The 24,872-nt window shown below is 60.7% G+C and carries 26 protein-coding genes; 10 read left to right on the forward strand and 16 right to left on the reverse strand.

The window, feature by feature from the left end; genetic code table 11:
* Positions 1 to 111 precede the first annotated feature (111 nt).
* On the forward strand, positions 112 to 1,488 hold the full coding sequence (gene cysS / locus PG881_RS20325; protein ID WP_017782367.1) for a cysteine--tRNA ligase: 1,377 nt from the start codon (positions 112 to 114) through the stop codon (positions 1,486 to 1,488).
* Between the two features lie 783 nt (positions 1,489 to 2,271).
* Here cysS and PG881_RS20330 read toward each other — a convergent pair.
* From PG881_RS20330 to PG881_RS20340, 3 genes are all read right to left on the reverse strand, one after another.
* Positions 2,272 to 2,997 carry a hypothetical protein gene (locus PG881_RS20330; protein ID WP_270802505.1) on the reverse strand — a complete coding sequence of 242 codons (726 nt, stop codon included), beginning with the start codon at positions 2,995 to 2,997 and terminating at the stop codon, positions 2,272 to 2,274.
* A gap of 26 nt (positions 2,998 to 3,023) precedes the next feature.
* Positions 3,024 to 3,899 carry an RNA-directed DNA polymerase gene (locus tag PG881_RS20335; protein WP_270802508.1) on the reverse strand — a complete coding sequence of 292 codons (876 nt, stop codon included), beginning with the start codon at positions 3,897 to 3,899 and terminating at the stop codon, positions 3,024 to 3,026.
* A gap of 463 nt (positions 3,900 to 4,362) precedes the next feature.
* Entirely contained in the window at positions 4,363 to 4,893 is a 531-nt protein-coding gene (locus PG881_RS20340; protein ID WP_162901875.1) for a hypothetical protein, read from the reverse strand.
* Positions 4,894 to 5,929: 1,036 nt separating this feature from the next.
* Here PG881_RS20340 and PG881_RS20345 point away from each other — a divergent pair.
* Both PG881_RS20345 and PG881_RS20350 read left to right on the forward strand, forming a co-directional pair.
* A complete protein-coding gene (locus tag PG881_RS20345) occupies positions 5,930 to 6,112 on the forward strand; it encodes a hypothetical protein (RefSeq protein WP_240332694.1) in 183 nt (60 codons plus the stop codon).
* Positions 6,113 to 6,715: 603 nt separating this feature from the next.
* The gene (locus tag PG881_RS20350; RefSeq protein ID WP_029300013.1) at positions 6,716 to 7,729 is read left to right on the forward strand and encodes a GGDEF domain-containing protein; all 1,014 of its coding nucleotides are present in this window, start codon (positions 6,716 to 6,718) and stop codon (positions 7,727 to 7,729) included.
* A 61-nt stretch (positions 7,730 to 7,790) separates the two neighbouring features.
* Here PG881_RS20350 and PG881_RS20355 read toward each other — a convergent pair whose 3' ends face one another.
* The 7 genes from PG881_RS20355 to PG881_RS20385 form a co-directional block, all read right to left on the reverse strand.
* Positions 7,791 to 8,537 (reverse strand): substrate-binding periplasmic protein, encoded by a 747-nt coding sequence (locus PG881_RS20355; protein WP_011706560.1) that lies wholly within the window; start codon positions 8,535 to 8,537, stop codon positions 7,791 to 7,793.
* Positions 8,538 to 8,637: 100 nt separating this feature from the next.
* On the reverse strand, positions 8,638 to 9,384 hold the full coding sequence (locus PG881_RS20360; protein WP_118880895.1) for a substrate-binding periplasmic protein: 747 nt from the start codon (positions 9,382 to 9,384) through the stop codon (positions 8,638 to 8,640).
* Positions 9,385 to 9,457: 73 nt separating this feature from the next.
* The gene (locus tag PG881_RS20365; RefSeq protein WP_118880896.1) at positions 9,458 to 9,955 is read right to left on the reverse strand and encodes a GDYXXLXY domain-containing protein; all 498 of its coding nucleotides are present in this window, start codon (positions 9,953 to 9,955) and stop codon (positions 9,458 to 9,460) included.
* On the reverse strand, positions 9,952 to 10,959 hold the full coding sequence (locus PG881_RS20370; protein WP_118880897.1) for a DUF4401 domain-containing protein: 1,008 nt from the start codon (positions 10,957 to 10,959) through the stop codon (positions 9,952 to 9,954). Before PG881_RS20370 ends, PG881_RS20365 begins: the two co-directional genes overlap by 4 nt.
* Positions 10,952 to 11,890, reverse strand: coding sequence for a DUF2157 domain-containing protein (locus PG881_RS20375; protein WP_118880898.1), 939 nt, complete (start codon positions 11,888 to 11,890; stop codon positions 10,952 to 10,954). The genes PG881_RS20370 and PG881_RS20375 overlap by 8 nt, the downstream gene beginning before the upstream one ends.
* A gap of 198 nt (positions 11,891 to 12,088) precedes the next feature.
* Positions 12,089 to 12,646, reverse strand: a complete 558-nt coding sequence (locus PG881_RS20380; RefSeq protein ID WP_010633534.1) for a TMEM165/GDT1 family protein — start codon at positions 12,644 to 12,646, stop codon at positions 12,089 to 12,091.
* A 256-nt stretch (positions 12,647 to 12,902) separates the two neighbouring features.
* A complete protein-coding gene (locus PG881_RS20385) occupies positions 12,903 to 13,232 on the reverse strand; it encodes a translation initiation factor (protein ID WP_043123987.1) in 330 nt (109 codons plus the stop codon).
* Positions 13,233 to 13,351: 119 nt separating this feature from the next.
* Here PG881_RS20385 and PG881_RS20390 point away from each other — a divergent pair, with 119 nt between their 5' ends.
* The 3 genes from PG881_RS20390 to PG881_RS20400 are packed head-to-tail and all read left to right on the forward strand — an operon-like array spanning position 13,352 to position 16,088.
* Positions 13,352 to 13,579, forward strand: coding sequence for a FeoA family protein (locus PG881_RS20390; RefSeq protein ID WP_005302641.1), 228 nt, complete (start codon positions 13,352 to 13,354; stop codon positions 13,577 to 13,579).
* Positions 13,576 to 15,849, forward strand: a complete 2,274-nt coding sequence (gene feoB, locus PG881_RS20395) for a Fe(2+) transporter permease subunit FeoB (protein ID WP_270802515.1) — start codon at positions 13,576 to 13,578, stop codon at positions 15,847 to 15,849. Before PG881_RS20390 ends, feoB begins: the two co-directional genes overlap by 4 nt.
* Positions 15,846 to 16,088: a FeoC-like transcriptional regulator gene (locus PG881_RS20400; RefSeq protein WP_244090243.1), complete on the forward strand. Its 243-nt coding sequence runs from the start codon at positions 15,846 to 15,848 to the stop codon at positions 16,086 to 16,088. Before feoB ends, PG881_RS20400 begins: the two co-directional genes overlap by 4 nt.
* 111 nt (positions 16,089 to 16,199) lie before the next feature.
* On the opposite strand, the gene PG881_RS20405 is transcribed toward PG881_RS20400, so the two are convergent.
* From PG881_RS20405 to PG881_RS20420, 4 genes are all read right to left on the reverse strand, one after another.
* Entirely contained in the window at positions 16,200 to 16,679 is a 480-nt protein-coding gene (locus PG881_RS20405; protein WP_223951740.1) for a WbuC family cupin fold metalloprotein, read from the reverse strand.
* A gap of 135 nt (positions 16,680 to 16,814) precedes the next feature.
* Entirely contained in the window at positions 16,815 to 18,086 is a 1,272-nt protein-coding gene (gene glgC, locus PG881_RS20410; protein WP_011706551.1) for a glucose-1-phosphate adenylyltransferase, read from the reverse strand.
* A 282-nt stretch (positions 18,087 to 18,368) separates the two neighbouring features.
* Positions 18,369 to 19,508 (reverse strand): type IVa pilus ATPase TapW, encoded by a 1,140-nt coding sequence (gene tapW / locus PG881_RS20415; RefSeq protein ID WP_270802520.1) that lies wholly within the window; start codon positions 19,506 to 19,508, stop codon positions 18,369 to 18,371.
* A gap of 60 nt (positions 19,509 to 19,568) precedes the next feature.
* Entirely contained in the window at positions 19,569 to 19,925 is a 357-nt protein-coding gene (locus PG881_RS20420) for a DMT family protein (protein WP_005302630.1), read from the reverse strand.
* A 113-nt stretch (positions 19,926 to 20,038) separates the two neighbouring features.
* On the opposite strand from PG881_RS20420, the gene PG881_RS20425 reads away from it, so the two are divergent.
* From PG881_RS20425 to PG881_RS20435, 3 genes are all read left to right on the forward strand, one after another.
* Complete coding sequence (locus PG881_RS20425) at positions 20,039 to 20,770, forward strand: substrate-binding periplasmic protein (RefSeq protein ID WP_045527346.1); 732 nt, start codon at positions 20,039 to 20,041, stop codon at positions 20,768 to 20,770.
* A gap of 100 nt (positions 20,771 to 20,870) precedes the next feature.
* Entirely contained in the window at positions 20,871 to 21,878 is a 1,008-nt protein-coding gene (gene btuC, locus PG881_RS20430; protein WP_257685385.1) for a vitamin B12 ABC transporter permease BtuC, read from the forward strand.
* Positions 21,865 to 22,650, forward strand: a complete 786-nt coding sequence (locus tag PG881_RS20435; RefSeq protein WP_270802525.1) for an ATP-binding cassette domain-containing protein — start codon at positions 21,865 to 21,867, stop codon at positions 22,648 to 22,650. The genes btuC and PG881_RS20435 overlap by 14 nt, the downstream gene beginning before the upstream one ends.
* A gap of 21 nt (positions 22,651 to 22,671) precedes the next feature.
* Here PG881_RS20435 and aac(6') read toward each other — a convergent pair whose 3' ends face one another.
* Positions 22,672 to 23,130: an aminoglycoside 6'-N-acetyltransferase gene (gene aac(6'), locus PG881_RS20440; protein ID WP_270802529.1), complete on the reverse strand. Its 459-nt coding sequence runs from the start codon at positions 23,128 to 23,130 to the stop codon at positions 22,672 to 22,674.
* Between the two features lie 6 nt (positions 23,131 to 23,136).
* The gene (locus tag PG881_RS20445) at positions 23,137 to 24,201 is read right to left on the reverse strand and encodes a 3-deoxy-7-phosphoheptulonate synthase (protein ID WP_011706545.1); all 1,065 of its coding nucleotides are present in this window, start codon (positions 24,199 to 24,201) and stop codon (positions 23,137 to 23,139) included.
* A 155-nt stretch (positions 24,202 to 24,356) separates the two neighbouring features.
* On the opposite strand from PG881_RS20445, the gene PG881_RS20450 reads away from it, so the two are divergent.
* Complete coding sequence (locus tag PG881_RS20450; protein WP_076361400.1) at positions 24,357 to 24,737, forward strand: diacylglycerol kinase; 381 nt, start codon at positions 24,357 to 24,359, stop codon at positions 24,735 to 24,737.
* Positions 24,738 to 24,872: the final 135 nt, after the last annotated feature.

The raw sequence follows: 24,872 nt of genomic DNA on the forward strand, positions 1-24,872 counted from the left end.
AGGCCCTGCGGCATAGATGGTGCGCCTGATCCGGCACGTTTTCTGCCTCGTTTTCTACGCGGGATGCGGGTAGAATGGCAGGCCATTTTACTCACAGGCAGTGGTCATAAGATGCTGAAGATATACAACACACTCACTCGTCAAAAAGAAGAATTCAAACCTATCCACCCGGGCAAGGTGGGCATGTATGTGTGTGGCGTCACTATCTACGATCACTGTCATATCGGCCACGGCCGCACCTTCGTCGCCTTCGACGTGGTGGCCCGTTACCTGCGCTACAGCGGCTATCAGCTCAACTACGTGCGCAACGTCACCGACGTGGACGACAAGATCATCAAGCGCGCCGCCGAAACCGGCGTCACCTGTGACGACCTGACCGAGCGCCTGATCGGCGACATGCACGCCGACTTCGATGCCCTCGGCATGGTGCGCCCGGACGTCGAGCCGCGCGCCACCCAGCACATCGGCGAGATCATCGAGCTGGTGCAATCCCTGCTGGATAAAGAGCACGCCTACGTGGCCGACAACGGCGATGTGATGTTCATCGTCGACTCCTACGCCGACTACGGCAAGCTCTCCGGTCAGGATCTGGAACAACTGCAGGCCGGTGCCCGGGTCGACGTGGTGGATGCCAAACGCAATCCGCTCGACTTCGTGCTGTGGAAGATGTCCAAGCCCGGCGAGCCGACCTGGGACAGCCCCTGGGGCCCGGGCCGTCCTGGCTGGCACATCGAGTGCTCCGCCATGAACTCCAAGCACCTTGGCAACCACTTCGACATCCACGGCGGCGGCTCCGATCTGCAGTTCCCGCACCACGAGAACGAGATTGCCCAGTCCTGCTGCGCCCACGGTGGCGACTACGTCAACACCTGGATGCACAGCGGCATGGTGATGGTGGACAAAGAGAAGATGTCCAAATCCCTTGGCAACTTCTTCACCATTCGCGACGTGCTGGCGCACTACGACGCCGAAACCGTCCGTTACTTCCTGATGTCTGGCCACTACCGCAGCCAGCTCAACTACTCGGAAGACAACCTGAAGCAGGCCCGCGCCGCACTGGAGCGCATGTACACCGCCCTGCGCGATCTGCCGGCGGCCGCTGCTGCCGGTGGTGACGAGCAGGTGGCTCGCTTCAAGGAAGCGATGGACGACGACTTCAACACCCCGGAAGCCTACTCCGCCCTGTTCGATCTGGTGCGCGAGATCAACCGCCAGAAGGGTGAAGACATGGCCGTTGCCGCTGCGCTGGGCGCCCGTCTGCGTGAGCTGGGCGCCGTGCTCGGCATCCTGCAGCAGGATCCGGATGCTTTCCTCAAGGGTGATGAAGCGGACGAAGAGGTCGCCGAAATCGAGCAACTGATCGCCCAGCGCAATCAGGCCCGTGCCGACAAAAACTGGGCCGCGGCGGATGCCGCCCGCAACCGTCTCACCGAGATGGGCATAGTGCTGGAAGACAGCGCCGGCAAAACCAGCTGGCGCCGTGCCTAAGGCCGGTGGCGCTGCTCGCGCCAATCGGTTGAGCCAATAAAAAAACCGCAGCCTTAGGGCTGCGGTTTTTGTTTGTGCCTCTTCCCTCGACACTTTTTAAGCCTCTGCGCTCTGCTTAAGCCCCGGTGGTCTGCGCTCTGATCCCCTCTCCCCTTGTGGGAGAGGGCCAGGGTGAGGGGGCTAACCTCTTTGACTCGCCAGTCTGGCTGATGTGGCTCAGCGTCAAAGAGACGAGGGCCTTGCCCTCGAAGGGGTTTCGCCTGCCCTTCGGGCTGGGGCGAGTGACTTTTGAAAGACCAAAAGTCACCAAAAGTCTTCTCCCCCGGCAAACCGCCCGCTTCGCGGGTTCCCTCGTCTCGTCCAACGGGTCGGACGGAGCGCCGCAGACGGCACATCCCTGTGCCGGCTGCGGCTGCGCCATCATCCCTGATGGCGCTCCTGACCCGTTGAACTCGGCTCGGCGGTTTGCAGGGGGAACCAATACCGTGCCCGCCCGTGGCTTTAGTGTTCATGCTGACCGCCTTTTCCGCTGAAAGGGGAGAGCAGTGCAAGAGGGGAAATAAAAATACAAACCGCAGCTCAAGGCTGCGGTTTTTTTGTTTGAGTGAAAATACCATTCTCGATGGTGTTTTACTGCTGCAGCGCTGTTTGGCAAGTGACTTTTGGAGACCAAACAGAATTAGCCAACGGAAAATATTTTGTTGGTTTCCGTTCTAATCTTTAGTGCCTATCACACTGTAGGTACCGAATAGATAAATGTGAAATCTATGATTGAGGGGGGGATTAAAACTCAACAGGTGTGTTTGAAAAAATATCTTTAAGCTGCTCAGCTTGTATCGCTCTGAGAATTTCATCACATTTCTCTTCATGTTTAGTTTTAGAGTTTCTAGGTATGAAGTTTACGTTATGTTGTTTTAAAGTCTTAAAGACAGCATTTTCCTCTATTTCTTGGTACGGTGCATTAATTATTCCCTTGAAATACAATTGATATAGCAGTAGCCAATAGTTATCTTTAGTATATAGATCTGATGATATTAATTTGTTTGTAAAATTAATAATTTTATCGTTGTATTCATTTTGCTCTAACAATAGAGATAATGCGGCACAATCTTGGCTTTTTATAATTTTATCTGCAGTTTCTTCATCGCATATTAAATTATGTTTCAACATTATGTGTAATGGCCAGCACATACCATCTGACCGTCTTGAAAGTGCATTAACATCGATTATCCTATTCAGTTGCTCTAGTATCTGTTCAGCAGGATAGTTTGTTAGGTCAAGGATTCTATCAATTAAGGGAACTAAAACGGGGTAGTGCCAAGATAAATTTATAACAGAATCTAGTAAGTTGATTGCAGCATAATCATCAATGTGATTAAGAATGATGCTTATGGCATATTTCAACACGCTACCATCAGGCGTCGTTTTATTTAAACGAATCGCTTGATTTATGAATGTCAACGTTTCTGATGTTGTTAATTTATTTTCACCGTCGTGTTCATTGGCCAATCTGCTAGGGAGGAATGAAATTAATGTTAATATCCATTCATCTTCTGTTGGCGCTGGTAATGTCTCAATCCATGTTTTTTTAAGTTTAGGGTGAGTTTGTAGATAGATAAGTAATTTTCTAGATCCAATATGAAGTCATTAGCATGTTCATTTGTATCACAATAGCATGTGTAGTCATCGATATACCTTATGAAGTGATATCCTTTTCGATTTAGCGCTTCATCTACAGATTGTAAAATAACCTCTACCAAGATACTTGATGTAGCAGGGCCAATTGGTATACCTTGAGTTTCATTTCTTTTGGTTCTTCTTTGATGAAAATCTAGATCTTCAGGCCAAGATTTTTTCTCGTTGTCTTTAAGTCGTCTTTTAGATTCTTCAACACCAACAATGGCCCATGGAATTGCATGTGTGTATATACTGTGAAAACAATTGCTAATATCAGCATGTACTCTAAAACGCTTTGTAAACTCAGCACATAGGGCTCGTCTAATTTTTTCTGATGGATCGTCGTAATTCATGACGAGTAGGCGCTTTTCATTGTGATGAAAAGTTGGCTTTATTTGGCTGCAATGGTTTTTGGTTATTTTTCTTATTTCATCCCAATTCTCGTGAATACAGTTTGCAAGATGTGAGTAAGCTTTTGGATTAATAATTCCAAGTAATCTAGGAATGTTATTGAATCTTGTTGAGCGATACTCTGTAAGACTATACCCTAAAGTTTTTCTTACTTTTGCTGCTGGTAATTTAACGAGAGAAGTCAGGACTTCTGGAGTAAACTGTCTAGAGTCAAATGATGGAGGTAGTTCACTTAACCCTAATCGTTGATTGGGGAAATAATTGTATCTAGAAAGAGCCTCAATAAGTAATCTTTTTTCTTCTTGGCCACCTTCAATAAACATATTGAGTTTCCTGTATAAATAGGGGACGTAGGTTAGATTAGCGAAGCGTAATCGTGAGTTCGAGAAGTATTTGTGAACGTGGCTGATACTCACTGTCCGGAATTTAATATAACGCCCAATCCCCGATAGGAAGGTACAGTCGCTTGCTACTGTACTTGTTTTAAGTTTTTAGCCGATAAAATTATGTCAATTGTACTTGTTATCTAGGTGCGACAATTTGGTTTAGCCATACGGTGGGCGAGAGGCTGAATCAGAGATAACAGTTCTCCTGATCATTGTCCAGAATAGACAGTGGCTGTTAACTGCTTTCGGGGCTGAAGGTTCGGGCTGCCCCTGTTGTTCGCCGAGATGAGAGCACAAAGTCAGGACGAAGGCCATTGCTTTTTCAATGCTAGCAGCAACAAGCCTTAGCTATCATAAATAGCATTGAATTAATGATTATGAATACGTGCAGTCTGATAGACTATTTATTAAGTTTTCTGTTTTTCCTTTCAGCTAGTTCATTAAGTTCGTGTTCGATTAACTGAAACCAGGTTTTATCTACGCGCTCGAAAGTATTCTCTTCATGCAAATATTTTACCAGTCGGCCCTCTTCATTATAACAATAGACATTGGCATCAGCCCAAACTTTGAGAACTGGAATTACATTGTGCCCCAACTCTTTGAATTGTTCTGCTGCTATATGTATATTCATCCATTCAGGAGCGTCTTCGCTATAAGCGTAAGAATAAACACCTCGTAAAAACTCCCAAAATGGTGCTACAGCCAATACTTCTGCATATGGCCACAACTCTTCTTTAACCTCTATAAAAAATCCACCTAGCGCTCCCATTGCATGAGAGATATAGTCATCTGGAAATTTAATTCCATATTTCTCTCCAAGTGTTATTACCTCATTTTTTGTCGGAGCCTGATCTCCTGCCGCAACAATGTAATAATCATCATCCCAGATTCCCAGTATCAGTTCTCTCGTTTTGTCTGTTACGTTAACCATTGTTTATTGTCATCCTGTTAATATTGTCTTTAGAGGCATGGTTAAATTAGTGAAGCGTAATTGGGCATTGTGGAAATAAGGTTATGCGTCGTTTGTTGTATTCAAATTTATTTTTCACCCACTTAATCATGTAGATTTCACTTGTTGCATAAGTGCGACCATTTGACCTTGGGGCTGATGGGGTAGGTTTTCCCCCTGTTGTTCGCCGAGGTGAGCCCGTTTGTCCAGGCCGCGAGGCAGGACGCCGAGCGAGCGGCGCTGGGCCAGGGGCCAAATCGGAATTGGACGAGCAACGCTCGCCCCGGTTTGGCGCAAGGACAAGGATGTCCGCAGCGGACTTTGACCGACGCCAGGGATGGTGGAGGTCAAAGCCCATCGGCGCGTGCCGTGTGACAAACGGGTGAACCGAGGGAACCCGACGCAGGAGGGCGAACAAGTGGGGGTGGCCTTTCTTTTGGTGACTTTTCTTTGGCCACGCAAAGAAAAGTCACTCGCCCAGCCGCGCAGCGGCGGCGAAACCCCATCGAGGACGGAGTCCTCGTGTCCTGCACGGCGAAGCCGTGCCAATCAGGGTGGCTAGTGACCCCTCACCCTAGCCCTCTCCCGCAGGGGGAGAGGGGATTGTTCCCCAGTGCAATGCGCTCCGCTTATTGCACCCTACCTGTCTCCCACAAGGGGAGAGGGGATCGTTCCCCGGTGCAATGCGCTTCGCTTATTGGCACCCTACCTCTCTCCCGCAAGGGGGAGGGGATGGTTACCGCGGACGATTACGCTGCGCTAATCGACCCTACAGGCTTATTGCACCCTGCGCCTCGTCCCGTGGTGGGAGAGGCAACTCTCCCGCTGCTTGGTGCCCCATCTTCTGGAATGCTAGGATGCCCAACCGTCCTTTATCCAACCCTTATCAGTTATGGCAAACCGGCTCGTTGGCAGTAAAAACAGGATCACTCGGGCAGGGCGCTGGCTCGCAACCCGTGGCGCCGCGCTCTTTGCCGAACTCTCGGAGTTTCAGCAGCGCATCTGGGTGGTTAGCATAGTGAACGACACCTACACGGATACCTTTATCGTCAACGAAGGCAGCTTCGAGGAGCCCATGCAGTGGATGCGGCGCAAGCAGTACAACGCCGACATGCTGCAGCGGGTCGATGCCATGCAGCGCTCCCAGGTGATCCAGGTTGAGCTGGGTGACGTCCGCCATCGCCTGATGCGGGTCAAATAACCCGGATCGCGCCGAGCCGTATTTGGCGTTGGGCCAAACAGGGGGGTGGGCTCACAGACCGCACCTATCTGTCAAAGACGCTGCCGCCCCTGACTGTCGCCGCCACCTTGCGCCCTTGACCATCCATGAATACTCGGGGCCAACAGGGGCCGATGGTCATCTTACGGAACCCGCCTCGGCGGGGCCATCCAAATCCATGAAATTAGTGATGCAACTATCAGAATTAAATGGTTTTTCTCCTTTGCTGCAAAGTGGCAACCGGTGGTTGACCCGCGGCCGGGGTGTGATGGAAGATGAGCGCCGCGCCCGGCTGATGAGCGCCAGGTGCCATCATGGGCCCAACCTTCGACAGCATTCGCGCCACAGCCAATGACGCTGCCGACAGGTGCCCGCTGCCCTCAATAGGGGCGGTCACCACGGCTCAGATTTGGCCGACTTTGCGTTGGCTGCAAACGGAGCGCGTTACCGGACAATCGAGGGTCGTTCGACGACAAAGGCCGCCAAAACCGCAAAAATTGTGCCACGGCGGGGGCGCGCGGCTTGTGAAGGGCCCCCGGGGTTGGCTATCGTTTCAGCAATAGACATGCAAGCAGGGAGGTGTGCATGGACAGAATATTGCAGGCGTTGTCGCTGCAAGTGACCGGGGCGCGGGATCTGGAGAGCCTGACCCGCCCGCTGCTGGAGATGCTCGAGACGGTCACCGGGCTCGAGTCCACCTATCTGACCGAAATCGACCTTGGTCACGACACCCAACATATCCGCTTTGCCCGCAACGCCGCCGACTTGCAGATCCCCGAAGGGGCCTCGGTGGCCTGGGGCGATACCCTCTGCCGACGGGCCCTCGACGAGGGGCGTTTCTACACCGACGATGTGGCGAGCTGCTGGGGAGATTCCCAGGCGGCGCAGGCGCTCGGCATTCGCACCTACCTGAGCTGCCCGGTACGCACCCCTTCGGGCTCCCTCTATGGCACCCTGTGCGCCGCCAGTGCCAAACACAAGCCGCTGACGGCGGGATCGGATCACCTGATCGCCTTCTTTGCCCGGTTGATCGCCGAGCAGGTGGAGCGCGAACAGCTGCTGCAGCAGTTGCAGCAGGCCAACCACGAGCTGTCGCGCCAGGCGCTGAGCGACCCGCTGACCGGGCTGCCCAACCGGCGGGCGCTGATGCATGAGCTCAACCGGCTGTTTTCACTGGCGGAGCGGGTCGAGCATCCGCTGCTGCTCGGCTTTATCGATCTCGACGGCTTCAAGGCGATCAACGATACCCACGGCCACGACACCGGCGACCTGCTGTTGCAGCGGGTGGCCGGGGCGCTGTCAACCGTGCTGCGCGGCAGCGATCTGCTGGCGCGGGTGGGGGGCGACGAGTTCGTGGCGGTGGGGATGGGGCCGCAGTGCGGCGAAGAGACGCGGGAGGCGGCGGTGCAGGGCTTTCAGCGCCGGCTGTTCGAGGCGAGCCTGGTGCAGCTCGAGGTGCCCGCCGGCCTGCTGCACTATCCCGGCGCCAGCGTGGGGGTGGTGGCCATCGATCCGGCCAGCAGCACGGTGGACGAGGCGCTCAGGCTGGCCGATGCCTGCATGTACGAGGTCAAGCGCCAGCGTCGGCGGCCGAGCTGACTGCGCAGGCGAGACAAGCAAGCAAAAGGGGCCCCGGCGGGCCCCTTTTTCATGCCACCCCTCAGCGGGCGGGGAAGTACTTGGCCTGGATCTGCTGGAACTCGCTGCTGGCCAGCACCTGGGTCAGGCCGCTCTGGAACTCCTTGACCAGCTCGTCGCTCACCGGGTGGCTGAAGGCGAAGCAGAACTGCTCCGAGCTCAGCATCCAGAACACCTTGAACTGGGCGGGATCCAGCTGCTGGGAGGCGATCAGATCCAGCATGGTGGTTTTGTTGGTGGAGATGAGATCGACCCGGCCTGAGGTGAGCATCTTGAGCGCCTGGGGCAGGCGGTTGGCGGTCATGATCTTCTGCTCGTCAAAGCCGTTGTTGAGCAGCAGCTGTTCCCCCACGTCGGCCCGCACCGCCCCTATGTTGTACTTTTCGGCATCCTCCAGCTTGGCGATGTTGACCGGGCTCTTGGCCAGCCCCATCAGCACGATCTCGGCATAGCCGATGGGGCAGGCCCACTTGAACAGCGGATCCCGCGCCTCGGTGCGGGCAGTGGAGAAGAGTACCACGTTGGGTTTCTGGGTCAGCAAGTAGTAACCCCGCGCCCAGGGCATGATGGTGATGGGCTGCTGCGGGGTGTTGGTCTTCTGCCATACCTGCTGCAGCAGCTCGACGGCAAGCCCGGTGGGGGCGCCGGATTCGTTGGAGAAGTTGTAGGGTTTGTACTCTTCGGTGAGGTAGTGCAGCTTGCCAAGCTCCGGGCTGGCCTGGGCGAGGGTGACAAACGCGAGTGCGGCGAATCCAATCCATTTTTTCATGTTGGCCATCCTGGTGGGGTGTAGCGTCATTCTCAAGTGTTATCAAAGCCCGCCAAATCGCCACTCGCCGTGCACTGGTGGCGAGAGGTACCGGGCCTTCTCAGGGGGCGGGCAGGTATTTGAGCCGCAGCCCCTGATATTCCGAAGAGGCGAGCGCCTGGGTGAGGGCGCGCTGGAACTGCTTGATGACGCCGTCATCCACCTGGCGACTGAAGGCGTAGCAGAGCTCCTCGGCATCCAGCACGAAGGCCACCGTGAAATCATTGACATCGAGCTGCAGCGCCTTGATGGCGTCATAAGCCGCCAGCTTGCCGGTGGCCAGCAGATCGGCGCGGCCCGACACCAGCATCTTCAGCGCCTGGCTCAGCCGGTTGGCGGAGATGATGCGGCTCTCGTCCATGCCGCGATTGAGCAGCAATTGTTCGGAGGCATCGGCGCGCACGGCGCTGATGCGGTAGTCGTTGATCTGCTCGACGGCGCTGAGGGTGAGGGGGCGGCGCTTGTGGGCCAGCAGCACGTACTCGGAGTAGCCGATGGGGCACACCCACTTGAACAGGGGGTCGCGGGTGTCGGTGCGGGCGGTGGAGAAGAGCACCACGTTGGGTTTCTGGGTCAGCAGGTAGTAGCCTCGCGCCCAGGGCAGGATGCGAATGGGCTGGGCGGGAGTCTGGGTGCGCTGCCAGATCAGTTGCAGCAGCTCCACCGCCAGCCCGCCGGGCTGACCGCTCTGGTCGGTGAAGTTGTAGGGGGGATACTCCTCGGTCAGGTACTCCAGCTTGCCGAGCTCGGCCTGCGCCGTGCCAAGGCATGACAACAGCAGCAGGCAACCGCAAAACCTTATCCTCATGGGCATTCCTTGGCGTAGCGCGGGCGATCCATCTTGCCCTAGTGTGGGCAAAAAAGCCTGATATTGCCAGTAGTTACCAGCGCGCTCTGGTATTTCCCACCGGTTTCAACTGCTCATCGCGAAGCCCCACCAAGAGCGCCTTGCCGCTCTCCTGCAGGCGAAATTCGCCGTAGCGCGCCGCCTCGTACTGCTCGCCGGTGCCCTCTTCGAAGAAGTAGGCGTCGGGGCCGATGAGCCACTGGCCGTCGCTGCGGCGCACCTGCAGCCGCCGCTGATCGCGGGCCAGCTGATCCGGCTTGCCCCCTTCCACCCAGCTGGCGACCTGCTGCTCGTCGAGGCGGATCACCAGGGTGTCGGCGGGGGCCTCATCTTGTTGCCGGTTGCCAAGCTGGCGGGCCAGCTCGTAGTTGAGGCGCATGTAATCCCCCTGCATCAGGGAGCGGGGGTCGACCGGGGCGAGGCGCAGCAGCACCACCTCGCCGCTGCTCATGGCGCGCTCGTAGCGCCAGACGGTGACGTTGATGGCCGCCAGGATGGCGAGGCCGGTCAGCAGCAGGGCGAGTCGTCTCATGAGGGGCTCCGCAGGCTCAGCCGTTTGAGCAGCTGGCGGGCGCCGAGCAGCAGCGCGCCCGAGCCCAGCAGCAGCCAGGATTTGGTCATCAGGGTCAGCCCCAGATCGTAGTAATAGAGGGAGCCAAAGCCGACCAGCAGCAGGCCGGCCAGGGTCATCAGACCGACGCTGCCGGCATAGAAGCCGAGTACCAGCACCAGGGCGCCGGCCCCCATGCCGGGGATGAGGGCGCTGATCAGCACCAGCGGTAGCCCGTACAGCAGCGGCAGTTTCAGCCGGACCATCAGCCCCAGCAACAGGGCGGCGCAGAGCAGCGGGTTGAGCCAGAGCGGCAGGCGGGAGTGGCCCAGTTCGTCGAGCATGCTGGCGCCGCCGTCCCACAGCGGGTGGTGCAGGCGCCCCAGCACCAGCAGGGAGAGCGCCAGCCCCAGGGTGAGGGATTCATAGAGCTGATGGCGCAGTGGATCGCGCTCTGCCTGCAGCCAGCAGAGGGCCACCGCCGTCATCACCAGCGGCAGGGCCAGCAGTTGCAGGCCGAGGCAGGCGAGGCCAAGGGTGAGCAGGATGGCGGCGGCGAAGCTGTGAAACAGCCGGATCAGCCAGTGCTCGAACAGGGCGGCGATGGCCAGCGACAGCAGGGCGAGGCCGAACCAGAGCGGGGCCGAGTGCAGATCCAGCCGATCGAGCAGGCCGTAGAGCAGCCAGGCGTCGCCGGCCAGCGCCAGCGCCAGCACGAACTGATCCCACAGATCGCTGCGGGTGGCGAAGCGGTTGAGGCAAAAGGCGATGACCATCAGCACGATGCCCATCAGCAGGGCGCTGTCGGCATCCCGGGTGAGCTGGGAGAACGACATGAACAGGAAGAACAGCAGGAACAGGGCGGCAATCCAGCCCACCATGCCGAGCAGAAAGCGGCTCGACCAGTGGGGCTGGTCGTCACGGGGGGCATCCCCTTCCACCAGCTGGGCCTGTTGCAGTCGCTGCCAGGGGGTCAGATCACTCATGGGGCCTCCGTTGTTGTTGCAGCCAGCGGCTGGCCGCCACCGACAGGCCGATGGCGATGAGGCAGAGCAGCAGGAAGCCGTCGACGTCCGGCTCCATCCATTTGCCGAGCGCCGTCAGCAGCACCACGATGAGGCTCAGGCAGCCCATGGCGAGCCCGGCGATGAATCTGTGGTGCCAGCGTAGGTAGGCGGCCGCCAGCCAGCCGAGCCAGGCCGGCCAGACCCAGGGGGAGGCGACATCGAACAGCGCCAGCAGGGTCAGCAGGGTAACGCCGAACCCGGCGGCCAGCCCCGCCAGCCAGGAGGGCATCAACCGGTAGTGAGCAGGCACCAGCAGCAGTATGCCCCAGAGGGCGGCGTTGAACAGGGTCAGGCACCAGCCGAGGGCCTCCTCGTTGAAGGCGAAGAAGAAGTTGAACAGGCCGAGCCGCCAGTAGAGTACCAGCGCCAGCTGGCCGAGCAGCCAGCTCAAGGTCCACAGCAGCGGGCTCTGGCCGAGTGCCGCCAGCGGCAGCAGCATCAGCGCCCAGGTGGCGAACAGCTGCCAGGGATCGGCGCCGGTCTGGTAGGTCTGTCCCACCAGCGCCAGCAGGGCGCCGATGTTGAGGGCGATGGCGAGCAGCAGCGCCTGGCGCTGGCTGTCGGCAAGGGGCTTGCGCCACAGCAACAGCAGCATGGCGAGCAGCGGCAGCTCCAGCAGCGCGAGGCGCGAGAGGCGGCCCAGCTCCTGCCAGTTGAAGGCGACGAAGAACACCAGGCCGGCGCCGAGGCACAGGCTGCCAAGCCAGAGCAGCAGCCGATCGAACAGCCACTGCCAGCGGGCAGGGCCGGGGGGCAGCTCGCACAGGGCGAGGGCGGCGGGCAGGCTGGCCCGCTCGAGGCGTCCACGCCTGACCCAGTCGAACAGCGTCTGTCTTGAAGTGAAGTGCATGGGATGCTCCATCAGGTTTGCCGCATTATGCCACGGCCATGGCGCCGATTGGCAGCCCCCGTCTGCGGGCGCTACCAGCCCGGCAAGCAGATGCAAAAAGCCCCGCCAAAGGGCGGGGCTTGCAAGGACACGACATGGGCGCGGGAGCGGCGTCGGCAAGTGCTCACCCTTGCCTCGCCACCTTCTGATCCGACCGGGTTAGGCGAACAGCAGGGTGCTCACCCCGAGGCCCACGAACAGGATGGCGCAGGCGATGCGGATCCCCTTGAGCGGCAGGCGATCGGCCCCCAGCTTGCCAAGCAGCACCACCGGCACGTTGGCCAGCATCATGCCGAGGGTGGTGCCGGTGATGACCTGGGTCAGCGAGTCATACTTGGCCGCCAGCAGCACGGTGGCGATCTGGGTCTTGTCACCGATCTCGGCGATGAAGAACAGCACGAAGGTGGCCATGAAGGGGCCGTATTTGTCGAGCGGGCTCTCCTCGTCGTCCATCTTGTCCGGCACCAGGATCCAGGCGGCCATGGCGATGAAGGCACCGGCCACCAGATAGGTCATCACCTTGGGATCGAGCCAGCGGCTGATGAACTCGCCAAGCCAGGCGGCGCCGGCGTGGTTGAGCAGGGTGGCTGCCAGCATGCCGGCGATGATGGGCCAGGGCTTGCGAAAACGACAGATGAGCAACAGCGCCAGCAGCTGGGTCTTGTCGCCGATTTCGGCGATGGCCACGCTGAGGGTTGAGGTTAACAAGGCTTCCATAAAAATGACCGGGGGACGGAATTGTTATACCTGAGACAAGCCTGCGCCATCCGTCCCCGGTATTGGCACTGGCCCGTCAAAGGTCTTGTCAAATCCGCGGCTGGCGTGGATCACCCTGACCATGGTGAGTTGGCACCAAGCATGTTGATCAGGGTCGCGAACCGGTTTGGGGCCGGCTGGCGAGACTACTCCCCCTCGATGGGAGCGGGCATTCTAGGGAAAAAGCGAAAGTGACGCAAGCCGGGCAGCGCGGGGATCAGCCGCCCACCAGCTTGACGCTGAAACCGGCCTTCTCGAGCTCGGCCTTGATCAGATCCCGTTTGTCCCCCTGGATCTCGATCACCCCCTCTTTCAGGCCGCCGCCGGTGCCGCACTTTTTCTTGAGCAGGGTGGCGAGGCTCTTTTGCTGTTCGGCCGGGACGCCGTGGATGGTGATGACCCCGGCGCCCTTGCGCCCCTTGGTTTCGCGGCGGATGCGCACCACCCCGTCGGTGGGGAAGGGGGAGGCGGATTGCGGCTGGCTCTGTTCTTTGATGATGCCGCCGTCCGTGCTGTAAACCAGGCGGCTGTTGTTGTCATGACTCATGGCAGTTATTTGTGGGTTAGCTAAGCGGAGTTTGATTTTACTCAAATAAGCGTTGAAAACACGGATTATAATGCCCCAAGTAAAAGAGAATTATTATTGTTTAACTTCAGGAGTCAGTCATGGTACTCGCGCAGTTGTCACCGGGACAGAGTGCTCGCATCAAGAACATGAATCAATTGACCCGTCCCCTGCGGCGCAAGCTGATGGTGATGGGCTTGTTGCCCCAGACTGAAGTCATCTATTTGCGCGCGGCCCCGCTCGGGGATCCGCTGCAGATCCAGTGTCAGGGGATCTGCCTCTCCATGCAAAAAAGTCTGGCCCAGCAAATCGAGGTCGAGCCGGTATGAACTACTCCCTGGTAACCGTCGGCAACCCCAATAGCGGCAAGACTTCCCTGTTCAACGCCCTGACCGGGGCCCGCCAGCAGGTGGGCAACTGGAGCGGCGTCACGGTCGACAAGAAGATGGGCGAGTTCTCCGCCCAGGGGCACGACTACAAGCTGATGGACCTGCCCGGCATCTATAGCCTGGCCAATCAGGAGGGGAGCCTGGACGAGCAGATCGCCAGCCGCTTCGTGGAAGGCCAGCAGCCAGATCTGCTGCTCAACGTCATCGACGCCGCCAACCTGGAGCGCTCCCTCTACCTCACGCTGCAACTGCGCGAGCTGGGGCTGCCCATGGTGGTGGTGCTCAACAAGATGGACATCCTGCAAAAGCGGCGCATCACCATCGACGAGAGCAAGCTCGCCAATACCCTCGGCTGCCCGGTGGTGGCCCTCTCGGCTCACAACCGCCAGCAGGTCGCCGCCTTCAAGCACCAGATCCAGCAGTTCATCGGCCAGCCGCAGCCGGCGCTGTTGCTGGACTACGGTAGCGAGCTTGAAAAAGATCTGGCGGAGCTTGAGACCCTGCTCGCCCCGCACCACCTCACCACCCGTGGCCGCGCCTTGCGCCTGCTGGAAGAGGATGCGGTGATGCAGGAGACCCTGCTGCCTGGCCAGCAGGCCGCCGCCGCCAACGTGGTGGCCCGCGCCCACCACGGGCAGGATGTGGACCTGCAGCTTGCTGACATCCGTTACGGCCACATCCACCAGTGGGCCGCCCAGGCGTGCCAGCAGAAGGGCAAGCTCACCGCGGCCCAGAGCGAGCGGCTCGATCGGGTGCTGCTCAACCGCTGGTTCGGCATCCCCTTCTTCCTGCTGGTGATGTACCTGATGTTCATGTTCGCCATCAAGGTGGGCAGCGCCTTCATCGACTTCTTCGACATCATGGGCGGCGCCCTGTTTGTCGATGGCGTCCACCACCTGCTGGGGCTGGTCCATGCGCCGGACTGGCTGGGGGCCATCCTGGCAGACGGCTTTGGCGTCGGCTTGCAGACCGTCGCCACCTTCATCCCGGTGATCGGCTGCCTCTACCTGTTCCTGGCGGTGCTGGAGAGCTCCGGCTACCTGGCCCGCGCCGCCTTCGTGGTGGATGCCCTGATGCGCCGCCTCGGCCTGCCGGGCAAGGCGTTCGTCCCCATGCTGATGGGCTTTGGCTGCACCGTGCCCTCGGTGATGGCGACCCGCACCCTCAACTCCGAGCGTGAACGGCTGATGACCTCGGCCATGGCCCCCTTCATGTCATGCGGTGCCCGTCTGCCGGTCTACGCCCTGTTCGCGGTGGCTTTCTTCCCCGAATCTGGCCAGAACCTGGTGTTCGGTCTCTATCTCATCGGCATCCTGGTGGCGGTGCTCACCGGCCTGTTGCTGCGCAGCACCCTGTTGCCGGGCAAGAGCGACTCCATGCTGATGGAGATGCCGGACTACGAGTGGCCGCGCCCGGTCAACGTCGGCATCAAGACCTGGCAGAAGCTCAAATCCTTCGTGTTCGGCGCCGGTAAAACCATCGTGCTGGTGGTTGCCGTGCTGAGCGTGCTCAACTCGCTCGGCACCGACGGCAGCTTCGGCCACCAGGATCAGGAGAGCTCGGTGCTGAGCAAAATCAGCCAGGCGGTGACCCCGGTGCTGCACCCCATCGGCGTGCGCGACGACAACTGGCAGGCCACGGTCGGCATCGTCACCGGCATCTTCGCCAAAGAGGCGGTGGTCGGTACTCTCAACAGCCTCTACGCCGGCAGCGGCGACGGGGAAGAGGAGGCGAACGAGTTCTCCCTGGTGAACAGTTTCCAGGAGGCGATCGCCGCGGTCGCCACCAATCTGGCCGACATCGACCCGACCGACCCCATGGGGCTGGCAGTGGGCAACCTGGATGACCAGAAAGCTGCCGCCGAGGCGCAGGAGGTGGACGTCTCCACCTATGGCAACATGCAGAGCCACTTCGACGGGGCGGCCGGTGCCTTTGCCTACCTGTTGTTCGTGCTGCTCTACATGCCCTGCGCCGCCGCCATGGGCGCCCTGGTGCGGGAAACCGGCCGTCAGTGGGCCCTGCTGACAGCCGCCTGGTGCAACTACATGGCCTTCATGTGCGCCACCGTCTTCTATCAGCTGGCCACCTTTGCCGCGCACCCCGAGCAGAGCCTGTTTTGGGTGGTGAGCTACGGCGGCTCCCTGCTGCTGCTCTGGTGGGCCGGTCGTCGCCACGGCGACATCGTCGCCCGCAAGGTGGTGACCCTATGATCCTGCGCGAGCTGGGGGAGTATCTCGCCGCGCAGCAGAAGGTGAGCCGGCGCGAGCTGGCCCGCCACTTCCACACCTCGGAAGATGCGGTGGAGGCCATGCTCGGCGTCTGGATGCGTAAGGGGCGGGTCGCCAAGCGGGAGACCCTGGTGTGCGGTGGCTCCTGCTGCGGCAAGAGCCAGGAGGTGATGTTCGAGTGGTGCGAGCCGGGCCAGATTGGTCTGGTGCAAAAGGGCTGAGCTCACGCCCGAACCCCCGCGTTCAGATATAAAAAAGACCCGCCACTGGCGGGTCTTTTTTATTGGCGCGTGTTTGCTGTGTTCGCTGTGTTGGCGTAGAAGGGGGGCAGATCAGCGCCCCGGCCAGCGCTGGCCCACCTCGGCGTGGCGATACCAGGCCATCAGCGCCTGCTGGCCGGCGACGTCGTCCACCGCCGGTGACCAGGGGGCGAAGTCCTCTTCCCGAAAGGGGGCGTAGGGGCCGTGTTTCACCTCGAAGATGACGGCGCCGGGATCCAGAGAGAGCACCGCATGCCAGCTGGCGACCGGGGTCTCCAGCACCGAGGTCTCTTCCCCCAGCACGGCGCGGGCAGTGACGGTGCCCTCGTCATCGAAGTTGAGCACCACGAAGCGGCCTTGCAGTGAGGTGAGTAGCTCCCAGGTCTGCAGGTGGCGATGGGGGCGGATATAGGTGCCCGGCTCCATGGCGATGGCCAGGCGCTGGATGGGGTCGGCCAGCTCCTGGTGCAGGTTGTGGTTCATGCGCAGGCGCGGGGAGTGGGCGGCCTCGTCGGCGAGGCTGGCAAGGCGGGCAACATCCAGTTTTTTCATATGCGATTCCATGGTGAGACGAAGGCAGGGCCGAGCGCAGAGTAGCATGCCCGGCGTCCTGTCAGGCAAGGGGCGAGCGGTAAGCAAATGTAAAAAGGGAGCCTCTATGACTCCCTCTGCTATGACTGTTCGGCATCACAATCTGGCCAGCATCTCCTTGGTGACCAGCACTATGCCCTGTTCGGAGCGGTAGAAGCGGCGGGCATCCTCGCAGGCGTTTTCCCCCACCACCAGCCCTTCCGGCAGCTTGCAGCCTTTGTCGATCACCACCCGGCGCAGCCGGCAGCCCGGGCCTATCTCGACCCCGGGGAAGATCACCGCCTGATCCAGAGTGCAGAAGGAGTCGACCCGCACATTGGTAAACAGCACCGAGCTCACGATGAAGGAGCCGCTGACGATGGTGCCGCCGGCAAACATGGAGTTGATGGTCATGCCGTGCTGGCCGTTTCTGTCCTGCACGAACTTGGCGGGCGGGGTCATGTTCTGGCTGGTCCAGATGGGCCAGTCCTGATCGTAGATGTCGAGCTCCGGGGTGACGGAGGCGAGATCCATGTTGGCCTCCCAGAACGAATCCACCGTGCCCACGTCGCGCCAGTAGGGGCGCTTTTGCGGGCAGCAGCCGACGCAGGACATGCTGAACGGGTGGGCGTAGGCGGTGCCCTCTTGCACCACCCGCGGGATCACGTCCATGCCGAAATCGTGGTGGGAGGCCGGGTTGGCGAGATCCTCTTCCAGCAACTGGTAGAGATAGTCGGCCTCGAAGATGTAGACCCCCATGGAGGCCAGCGCGGTATCCGGTTTGCCCGGCATGGCGGGCGGATTGGCGGGTTTCTCGACGAAGGCGTTGATCTTGCGATCCCCATCCACCGCCATCACCCCGAAGGCGCTCGCCTCATCCCGCGGCACCTCGATGCAGGCCACAGTCACCCTGGCCCCCATGTTGACGTGATCGAGCAGCATGGCGGCGTAATCCATCTTGTAGATGTGATCCCCCGCCAGCACCACCACATATTTGGGGCCGTGATCGCGAATGATGTCCAGATTCTGGTAGACCGCATCGGCGGTGCCGCGATACCAGTTGACCTCGTCCACCCGTTGTTGGGCGGGCAGCAGGTCGATGAACTCGTTCATCTGGTAGCGCAGAAAGGACCAGCCGGACTGCAGGTGGCGCAGCAGGCTGTGGGATTTGTACTGGGTCACCACCCCGACCCGGCGAATGCCGGAGTTGATGCAGTTGGAGAGTACGAAGTCGATGATGCGGAACTTGCCGCCGAAATGCACTGCCGGTTTCGCCCTGTTGTCCGTCAACTGTTTGAGGCGACTGCCCCGCCCTCCTGCGAGAACCAAGGCCATGGTCTCGTTCAGCAACTGTCTGGACTGTGCTGTATTGGCAGGTTGTAACAACATTGAATACCCCTTTATTGATAGAATCCCTTGATACTGCCTCCTTTGAAGCCAGTATGAAAGTGCTTTCACTCACACTTCTCACACGGCTTTTCGGTGAAGTGATGGTTTTGTCATTTATGATGACAAAATCTGTCGCAGATGGCGCGATAGTTCACCAGATGTCACGGCGGCGCTGGGCTGGCGGGGAGGGCGGTGGCCTTGAAGGGCGGCCAGATGCGGGCGTTTCTTGTGCAAACACCCGCCGAAGCGGGTGTTTGCAAGTGCTGTCAGAGGCGGGCGAGGTCAGAACAGATCGTCTTTTTCGTCCTTGGTGGGCTCGAGGCTCCAGCCGGTGGCATCGCTGCTGCTGGCGATCTGGCCCTTCTCCTTCCACAGCTTGATCTTGAGGCGCAGGTTGTTGGCCGAGTCGGCGTTCTTCACTGCCTCCTCCTCGTCGATCACCCCCTCTACCACCAGATCGAACAGGGCGCTGTCGAAGGTGACCATGCCGAGGGCCTTGGATTTCTCCATCACCTCCTTGAGGCCGCCAAATTCGCCGCGTTTGATCATGTCGCGAATGGTGTGGGTACCCAGCATGATCTCCACTGCCGCCCGGCGTCCACCGTCGCTGGTTTTGACCAGCCGCTGGGAGACAAAGGCCTTGAGGTTGTTGCCAAGGTCGTTGAGCAGCTGGGGTCGGCGCTCTTCCGGGAAGAAGTTGATGATGCGATCCAGCGCCTGGTTGGCGTTGTTGGCGTGCAGGGTGGAAATCGCCAGGTGGCCGGTTTCGGAGAAGGCCAGCGCATGCTCCATGGTCTCGCGATCGCGAATTTCACCGATGAGGATCACGTCCGGCGCCTGGCGCAGGGTGTTCTTGAGGGCGGCGTGGAAGCTGCGGGTGTCCACCCCCACCTCGCGCTGGTTGATGATGCTCTTGCGGTGGCGATGCACGAACTCCACCGGATCCTCGATGGTGATGATGTGGCCGCCGCTGTTGCGGTTGCGATGGTCGATGAGGGCCGCGAGCGAGGTGGACTTGCCCGAGCCGGTACCGCCGACGAACAGCACCAGGCCGCGCTTCTCCATGATGGTGTCGAGCAGCACGGGGGGCAGTTTCAGATCCTCGAAGCGGGGGATCTCGGTCTTGATGTTGCGCGCCACCAGCGACACTTCGTTGCGCTGCTTGAAGATGTTGATCCGAAAGCGGCCGATCTGGGGCAGCGAGATGGCGAGGTTCATCTCCAGCTCCCGCTCGAACTGCTGCTTTTGCTCGCCGTCCATGATGGCGTCGGCTATTCTGGCCACCTCGCCGGGTTCGAGCGGCGCCTCACTGAGCGGACGCAGGCCGCCGTTGAACTTGGCGCAAGGGGGGGCGCCGGTCGACAGATAGAGGTCGGAGCCATCCTGCTTGGCCAGGATCTGTAGCATGTCTCGCAATTCCATTGGTTTTGCCTCGTCTATCAAGCAGATGCAATTACATCGAATGTCATTGAGTGTACAGCGTCAGGCGCCGGTGAGTTTCTCGCGAAAGACAAAAAACACCGCGCCCAGGATGCACAGGCCGGCCCACAGGTAATCCCATTTCAGATCCTCTTTCAGATAGAAGATGGAGAAGGGGACGAACACGGTGAGGGTGATCACCTCCTGCAGGATCTTGAGCTGGCCGACGGAGAGCACGGTGTGGCCGATGCGGTTGGCAGGCACCTGCAGCAGGTATTCGAACAGCGCTATGCCCCAGCTCACCAGGGCGGCGATGATCCAGGGTTTGTGATTCATGCTCTTGAGGTGGGCATACCAGGCGAAGGTCATGAAGACGTTGCTGCACAGCAGCAGGCCGATGCTGGTAAAGATAGGGTTCATTAGGTTCTCCTTTAAAATCAATCGCATTTTATCTCCGAACCACGGGTTTTCATAAGTGGGACGGCAGGGTATTTTTAATCCATCAAGGATGAAGTCACAGAGGGTTGTACGGGATGGGCAAGACAAGCTGGGGTGTGCTTGGTCTGCTGTTTGCCTGCCTGGTGCATGGGGCGCCGACCCTGACGGTGGCCACCGATGTCTGGCCGCCGTTTCGGATAGTGCAGCCGGACGGCCGCTTCGGCGGACTGGACATGGACATCTTGCAGCAGTTGCAGCGCCGCAGCGGCATCCGCTTCGAGGTGAAACGGGTGCCCTGGGGGCGGGCGCTCAAGCAGATGCAGACCGGCCAGGTGGACCTGATGATCGGGCTGGCGATGACGGCGGAGCGGGCGGCCTTCATCGATTATCTGCAGCCGGCCTACTATCAGTGTCGGCCGGCCTTCTATGGCAAGGCTGCGGCGGTATCGACCCTGCGCACCTACGCCGACCTGCAGGGCAAGAAGGTGGGCTATGTGCTCAATTCGGCCTATTTTGCCCCCTTTGATGGGGACAACCGGCTCGACAAGCACGGGGTGCCCACCGAGGATCAGCTGCTGCGCATGGTGCAGCGCGGTCACCTGCCGCTGATGATCGGCACCGACTGCCAGGTGGACTACGCCTTGAGCCAGGACAACGAGGCTGGCCTGCTCAAGGCGGCCTACCAGCCGCCGCAACCTGTGGTGCTCTATCTGGGCATGAGCAAGCACTCCCCCCATCAGGCGCTGCAGCAACCGCTGGCACTGGCGCTGCAGGAGCTGGTGGCAAGCGGCGAAATTGCCGCCCTCGCCAAGCCTTACCAGCCTTGACCTCGGGTAGTAACACGCTGTTATCATGCGTTTTTCATGACTCGCGCCAGCTGCTCGACAAGCTCTGGCGGCGACTCGTTCTCACCTTCGGAGAGCCTCTGTGTATCTCTCTTTGCTCGCCCGCCAGCAGCGCTGGCAGCGGCGCTGGTTGCTCGGCCTGCTGCTGCTGACCCTGGCGCTGTTCCTCTGCTCCCTCGCCTGGGGCGAATTCGTCTTGCTGCCCTGGCAGCCGCTGGGGGATCTCGAGCAGCGCATCCTGCTGGAGCTGCGCCTGCCGCGCGCCCTGCTGGCCCTGTTGGCGGGGGCGGCGCTCGCCTGCGGTGGTGCCGTGTTGCAGGTGATGCTGCACAACCCGGTGGCCGAACCCGGCCTGCTCGGCGTCTCGAGCGGGGCGGGATTGGCCGCCATGGTGGCGATGGCAGTGGCCAAGGCCCTGGGTATCTATCTGCCGGGCTGGGGGTTGTCACTGGCGGCCTTCGGCGGCGCCCTGCTGGTGACCATGCTGCTCATTCGGCTGGCGCGCCGGGCCCGGCTCGGTCACGCCCGGCTACTGCTGTTCGGGGTCGCCATCGGCATCCTCACCAACGCCGCCATGACCTGGCTGATGTACTTTGCCGATGATGGCTCCTTGCGTGAATTCATGTTCTGGATGATGGGCAGCCTGGCCTACGGCAGCCAGCAACTGGCCTGGTGGTGGCTGCTGTTCCCGCTCGCCCTCGGCTGGCTCGGCTGGCAGGGCAAGGCGCTGCAGCAACTGCTGCTGGGAGAGACCCAGGCCCGCCTGATGGGGCTCGATGTGGACAAGATGCGGGTGCGACTGGTGCTGGCGGTGTGCCTGCTCACCGGCATGGCGGTGGCGCTGTGCGGGGTCATCGGCTTCGTCGGGCTGGTGGTGCCCCATCTGCTGCGGCTCTGTGGCGGCAGCGATCAACGCTTCCTGCTGCCCGCCTCGGCGCTGGGAGGCGGCGCCCTGCTGCTGGCGGCCGATCTCATCGCCCGCTCCGCCTTGCGGGCGGGGGAGCTGCCCATCGGGGTCATCACTGCCTCGGTAGGCGCCCCGCTCTTCATCTATCTGTTGTTGAGGCAAGATGCCCATGCCAGCACCTGATCACCCCGGGGGTCAGCCCCCCTTGCTGGCGGCCCGCGCCCTGGCCGTCGCCAACCGGCTCGCCCCTCTCGACCTTGCCTGGCAGGGGGGCCAGCTGGTGGCTCTGCTCGGCCCCAACGGCAGCGGCAAGTCGACCCTGCTCGGCGCCCTGGCCGGCCTCTTGCCGGGGCAAGGGGAGGTGCGCATCGGCGGGGCGTCGCTGGCGGACTTGAGCTGGCCGGCGCTGGCACAGCGGCGCGCAATGCTGCCCCAGCGCCAGCCCCAGCTGTTCCATATCCCGGTGTTTCAGGTGCTGAGTCTGGGGCTCGATGAGGCTCAACCTGCGGGCAGGCAGAACGAGGCCATTCAGGCGCTGTGCCAGGCGCTGGAGCTGGAGGCCCTGCTGGCGCGGGACTTCAGCCGGCTGTCTGGCGGGGAGCAGCAGCGGGTGCTGATTGCCCGCACCCTGCTGCAGGTGTGGCCGAGTCTCAATCCGGACGGGCGAGTATTGCTGCTGGACGAACCGCTGGCGGGGCTGGATCTGCACCATCAGCTGGCGCTGCTGCGGCTGCTCAAGCAGCTGGCCGGGCAGGGGTTGCTGGTGGTGCTCGCCATCCACGACATCAACCTAGCCATCGACTGGGCCGATCGCCTGCTCTGTCTGCAACAGGGGCGGGTGGTGCGGGAGGGGGGCGTCGAGCTGGTGGACGAGGCGCTGCTGGCGCAGGTGTTCCAGATAAAGACCGATCGCATCGAGGCGGGCGGCCGGGTCTGGTTTATGCCGAGCCTGTGAGAGACAAGCAAGGCCCTGGCGTCAGCCGAGGGCCTTTTTGAAGAAGACGACCCGCTCCGTTTCGGCAAAGCCGAGTCGCTGGTGCAGTTGCTGGGAGGCGAGGTTGTCGATGGCGGCATCGGAGGCCAGCTCGCGACAACCGAGCTCGCGGCCCCACTGGGCCACCCGGGCAATCAAGGCCTGGGCCAACCCGCGCCGGCGTGAAGCCGGCTGCACATAGACCCCTTCCAGATAGACCACCGGGCTGCTCTCGCAGCCGTTCACGTAATCGTGGCGCAGGGCGGCATCGGCAAAGGCCACTGCCTGGCTCTGCGCATCCAGCACCAGAAAGGCATTGAGATGGGCAGCGGTCAGCAGTTCGGCCCCTTCCTGCAGATGTGCCGAGAGTGCGTGGTGCGGCCACAACTGCTGGCGCAGGGTTGCCCACTGCGCCAGCCGCGTCTCGTCGAGGGGCACTATCCGCCAGTCGGCGTTCGTCATCCGCACTCAACCCTGCTGCTTGGCAAGGCGCACCTGGGCGGCCTCGGCCAGCATGGCCAGCAGGGTTTCGGTGTCGCTCCAGGAGAGGCAGGCATCGGTGATGCTCTGGCCGAAGGTGACGGCGCAGCCGTTCTCCACATCCTGCCTCCCTTCCACCAGGAAGCTCTCGGCCATGATGCCGGCGATGCCGGTGCGGCCGCGGCGCAGCTGATCGCAGATGTCCTGCGCCACCAGCAGCTGGCGACGGTGATCCTTCATGCTGTTGCCGTGGCTGAAATCCACCACCAGCCGCTCGGGCAGGCCGACATCGGCCAGCGCTTCGCACGCTTCATCGATGCTGGCGGTGTCGTAGTTGGGGCGGTGGCCGCCGCGCAGGATCACGTGACCATAGGGGTTGCCGGCGGTACGGTAGATGGTCATCTTGCCGTCCTTGTCCGGGGAATAGAAGATGTGGCTGTGACGGGCGGCGCGCACCGCATCGATGGCGATGCGGGTGTTGCCGTCGGTGCCGTTCTTGAAGCCGACCGGGCAGGAGAGGGCGGAGGCCATCTCGCGGTGTACCTGGGATTCGGTGGTGCGCGCGCCGATGGCACCCCAGGTGATGAGATCGCTGATGTACTGGCCGGTCACCATGTCGAGGAACTCGGTGGCGGTGGGCATGCCGAGGGCGTTGATGTCCACCAGCAGCTTGCGGGCCAGTTTCAGCCCTTCGTTGACGTCGAAGCTGCCATCGAGGCGCGGATCATTGATGAGGCCTTTCCAGCCGACGATGGTGCGCGGCTTCTCGAAATAGGTGCGCATCACGATGCACAGGCTCTCTTTATACTGCTCGCGCAGGGCATTGAGGCGCAGGGCGTACTCGTGGGCGGCGGCCGGATCGTGAATGGAGCAGGGACCGACGATGACCAGCAGGCGCTGATCCTCACCGGCCAGGATCGCTTCCACTTCGCGGCGGGCGTCCAGCAGATTCTGGGCAACGGTGTCGCTTAACGGGAAGGCGTGCGCCAGTTCGCTGGGAGTGATCAGGGACTCCAGGCGACGGGTGCGCAATTCATCGGTGTGAATGGACATACGACTCGATTCTCGAAATGGGTGGCGTGGGCAGTAGCAATGACTGAGTGCCGAAGAGGCAAAGGGATAAAATAAAGCAAAAAACCCCTGATGGAAACCTCGAGGGGCTCTGATAGGATGTGAGCCCCAAAACGATTCCAAATGAGGTAGATAGCGTGGCAAAGCCAGGGGCAACCGGGGTCACCCGCATCATCAATGCAACCGGTTACAGCATGAAGGGGCTCAAGTCAGCCTGGATCAACGAGGCGGCCTTCCGGCAGGAGCTGATGCTGATCCTGCTGCTGATGCCGCTGGCGTTCTGGATCGGCGATACCCTCGATCAAATCCTGCTGCTGGTCTGCATCAGCTGGCTGGTGGTGATCGTCGAGGTGCTCAACTCCGCGGTCGAGGCGGTGGTGGATCGCATTGGCTCCGAACATCACGAGCTCTCCGGTCGCGCCAAGGATCTGGGCTCCGCCGCCGTCTTTATCGCGCTGGCCCTCAATGCCCTGGTGTGGGGCGCTTTGGTTGGCCGCAACCTGCTGGGTTGGTGGTAAGTCAGGCCGCACTTTCTATCGTGTCATTGCACTCTCCCTTTGGGAGATGACTGGGTGAGGGAGATCTCTTCTCCCCCTCATCCCCACCCCTTCTCCCGCGAGGGGAGAAGGGGACAAAGGAGCAAGGACGCGGAT

The sequence above is a fragment of the Aeromonas sp. QDB54 genome, assembly GCF_027707385.1.
Lineage (GTDB): Bacteria > Pseudomonadota > Gammaproteobacteria > Enterobacterales > Aeromonadaceae > Aeromonas > Aeromonas hydrophila.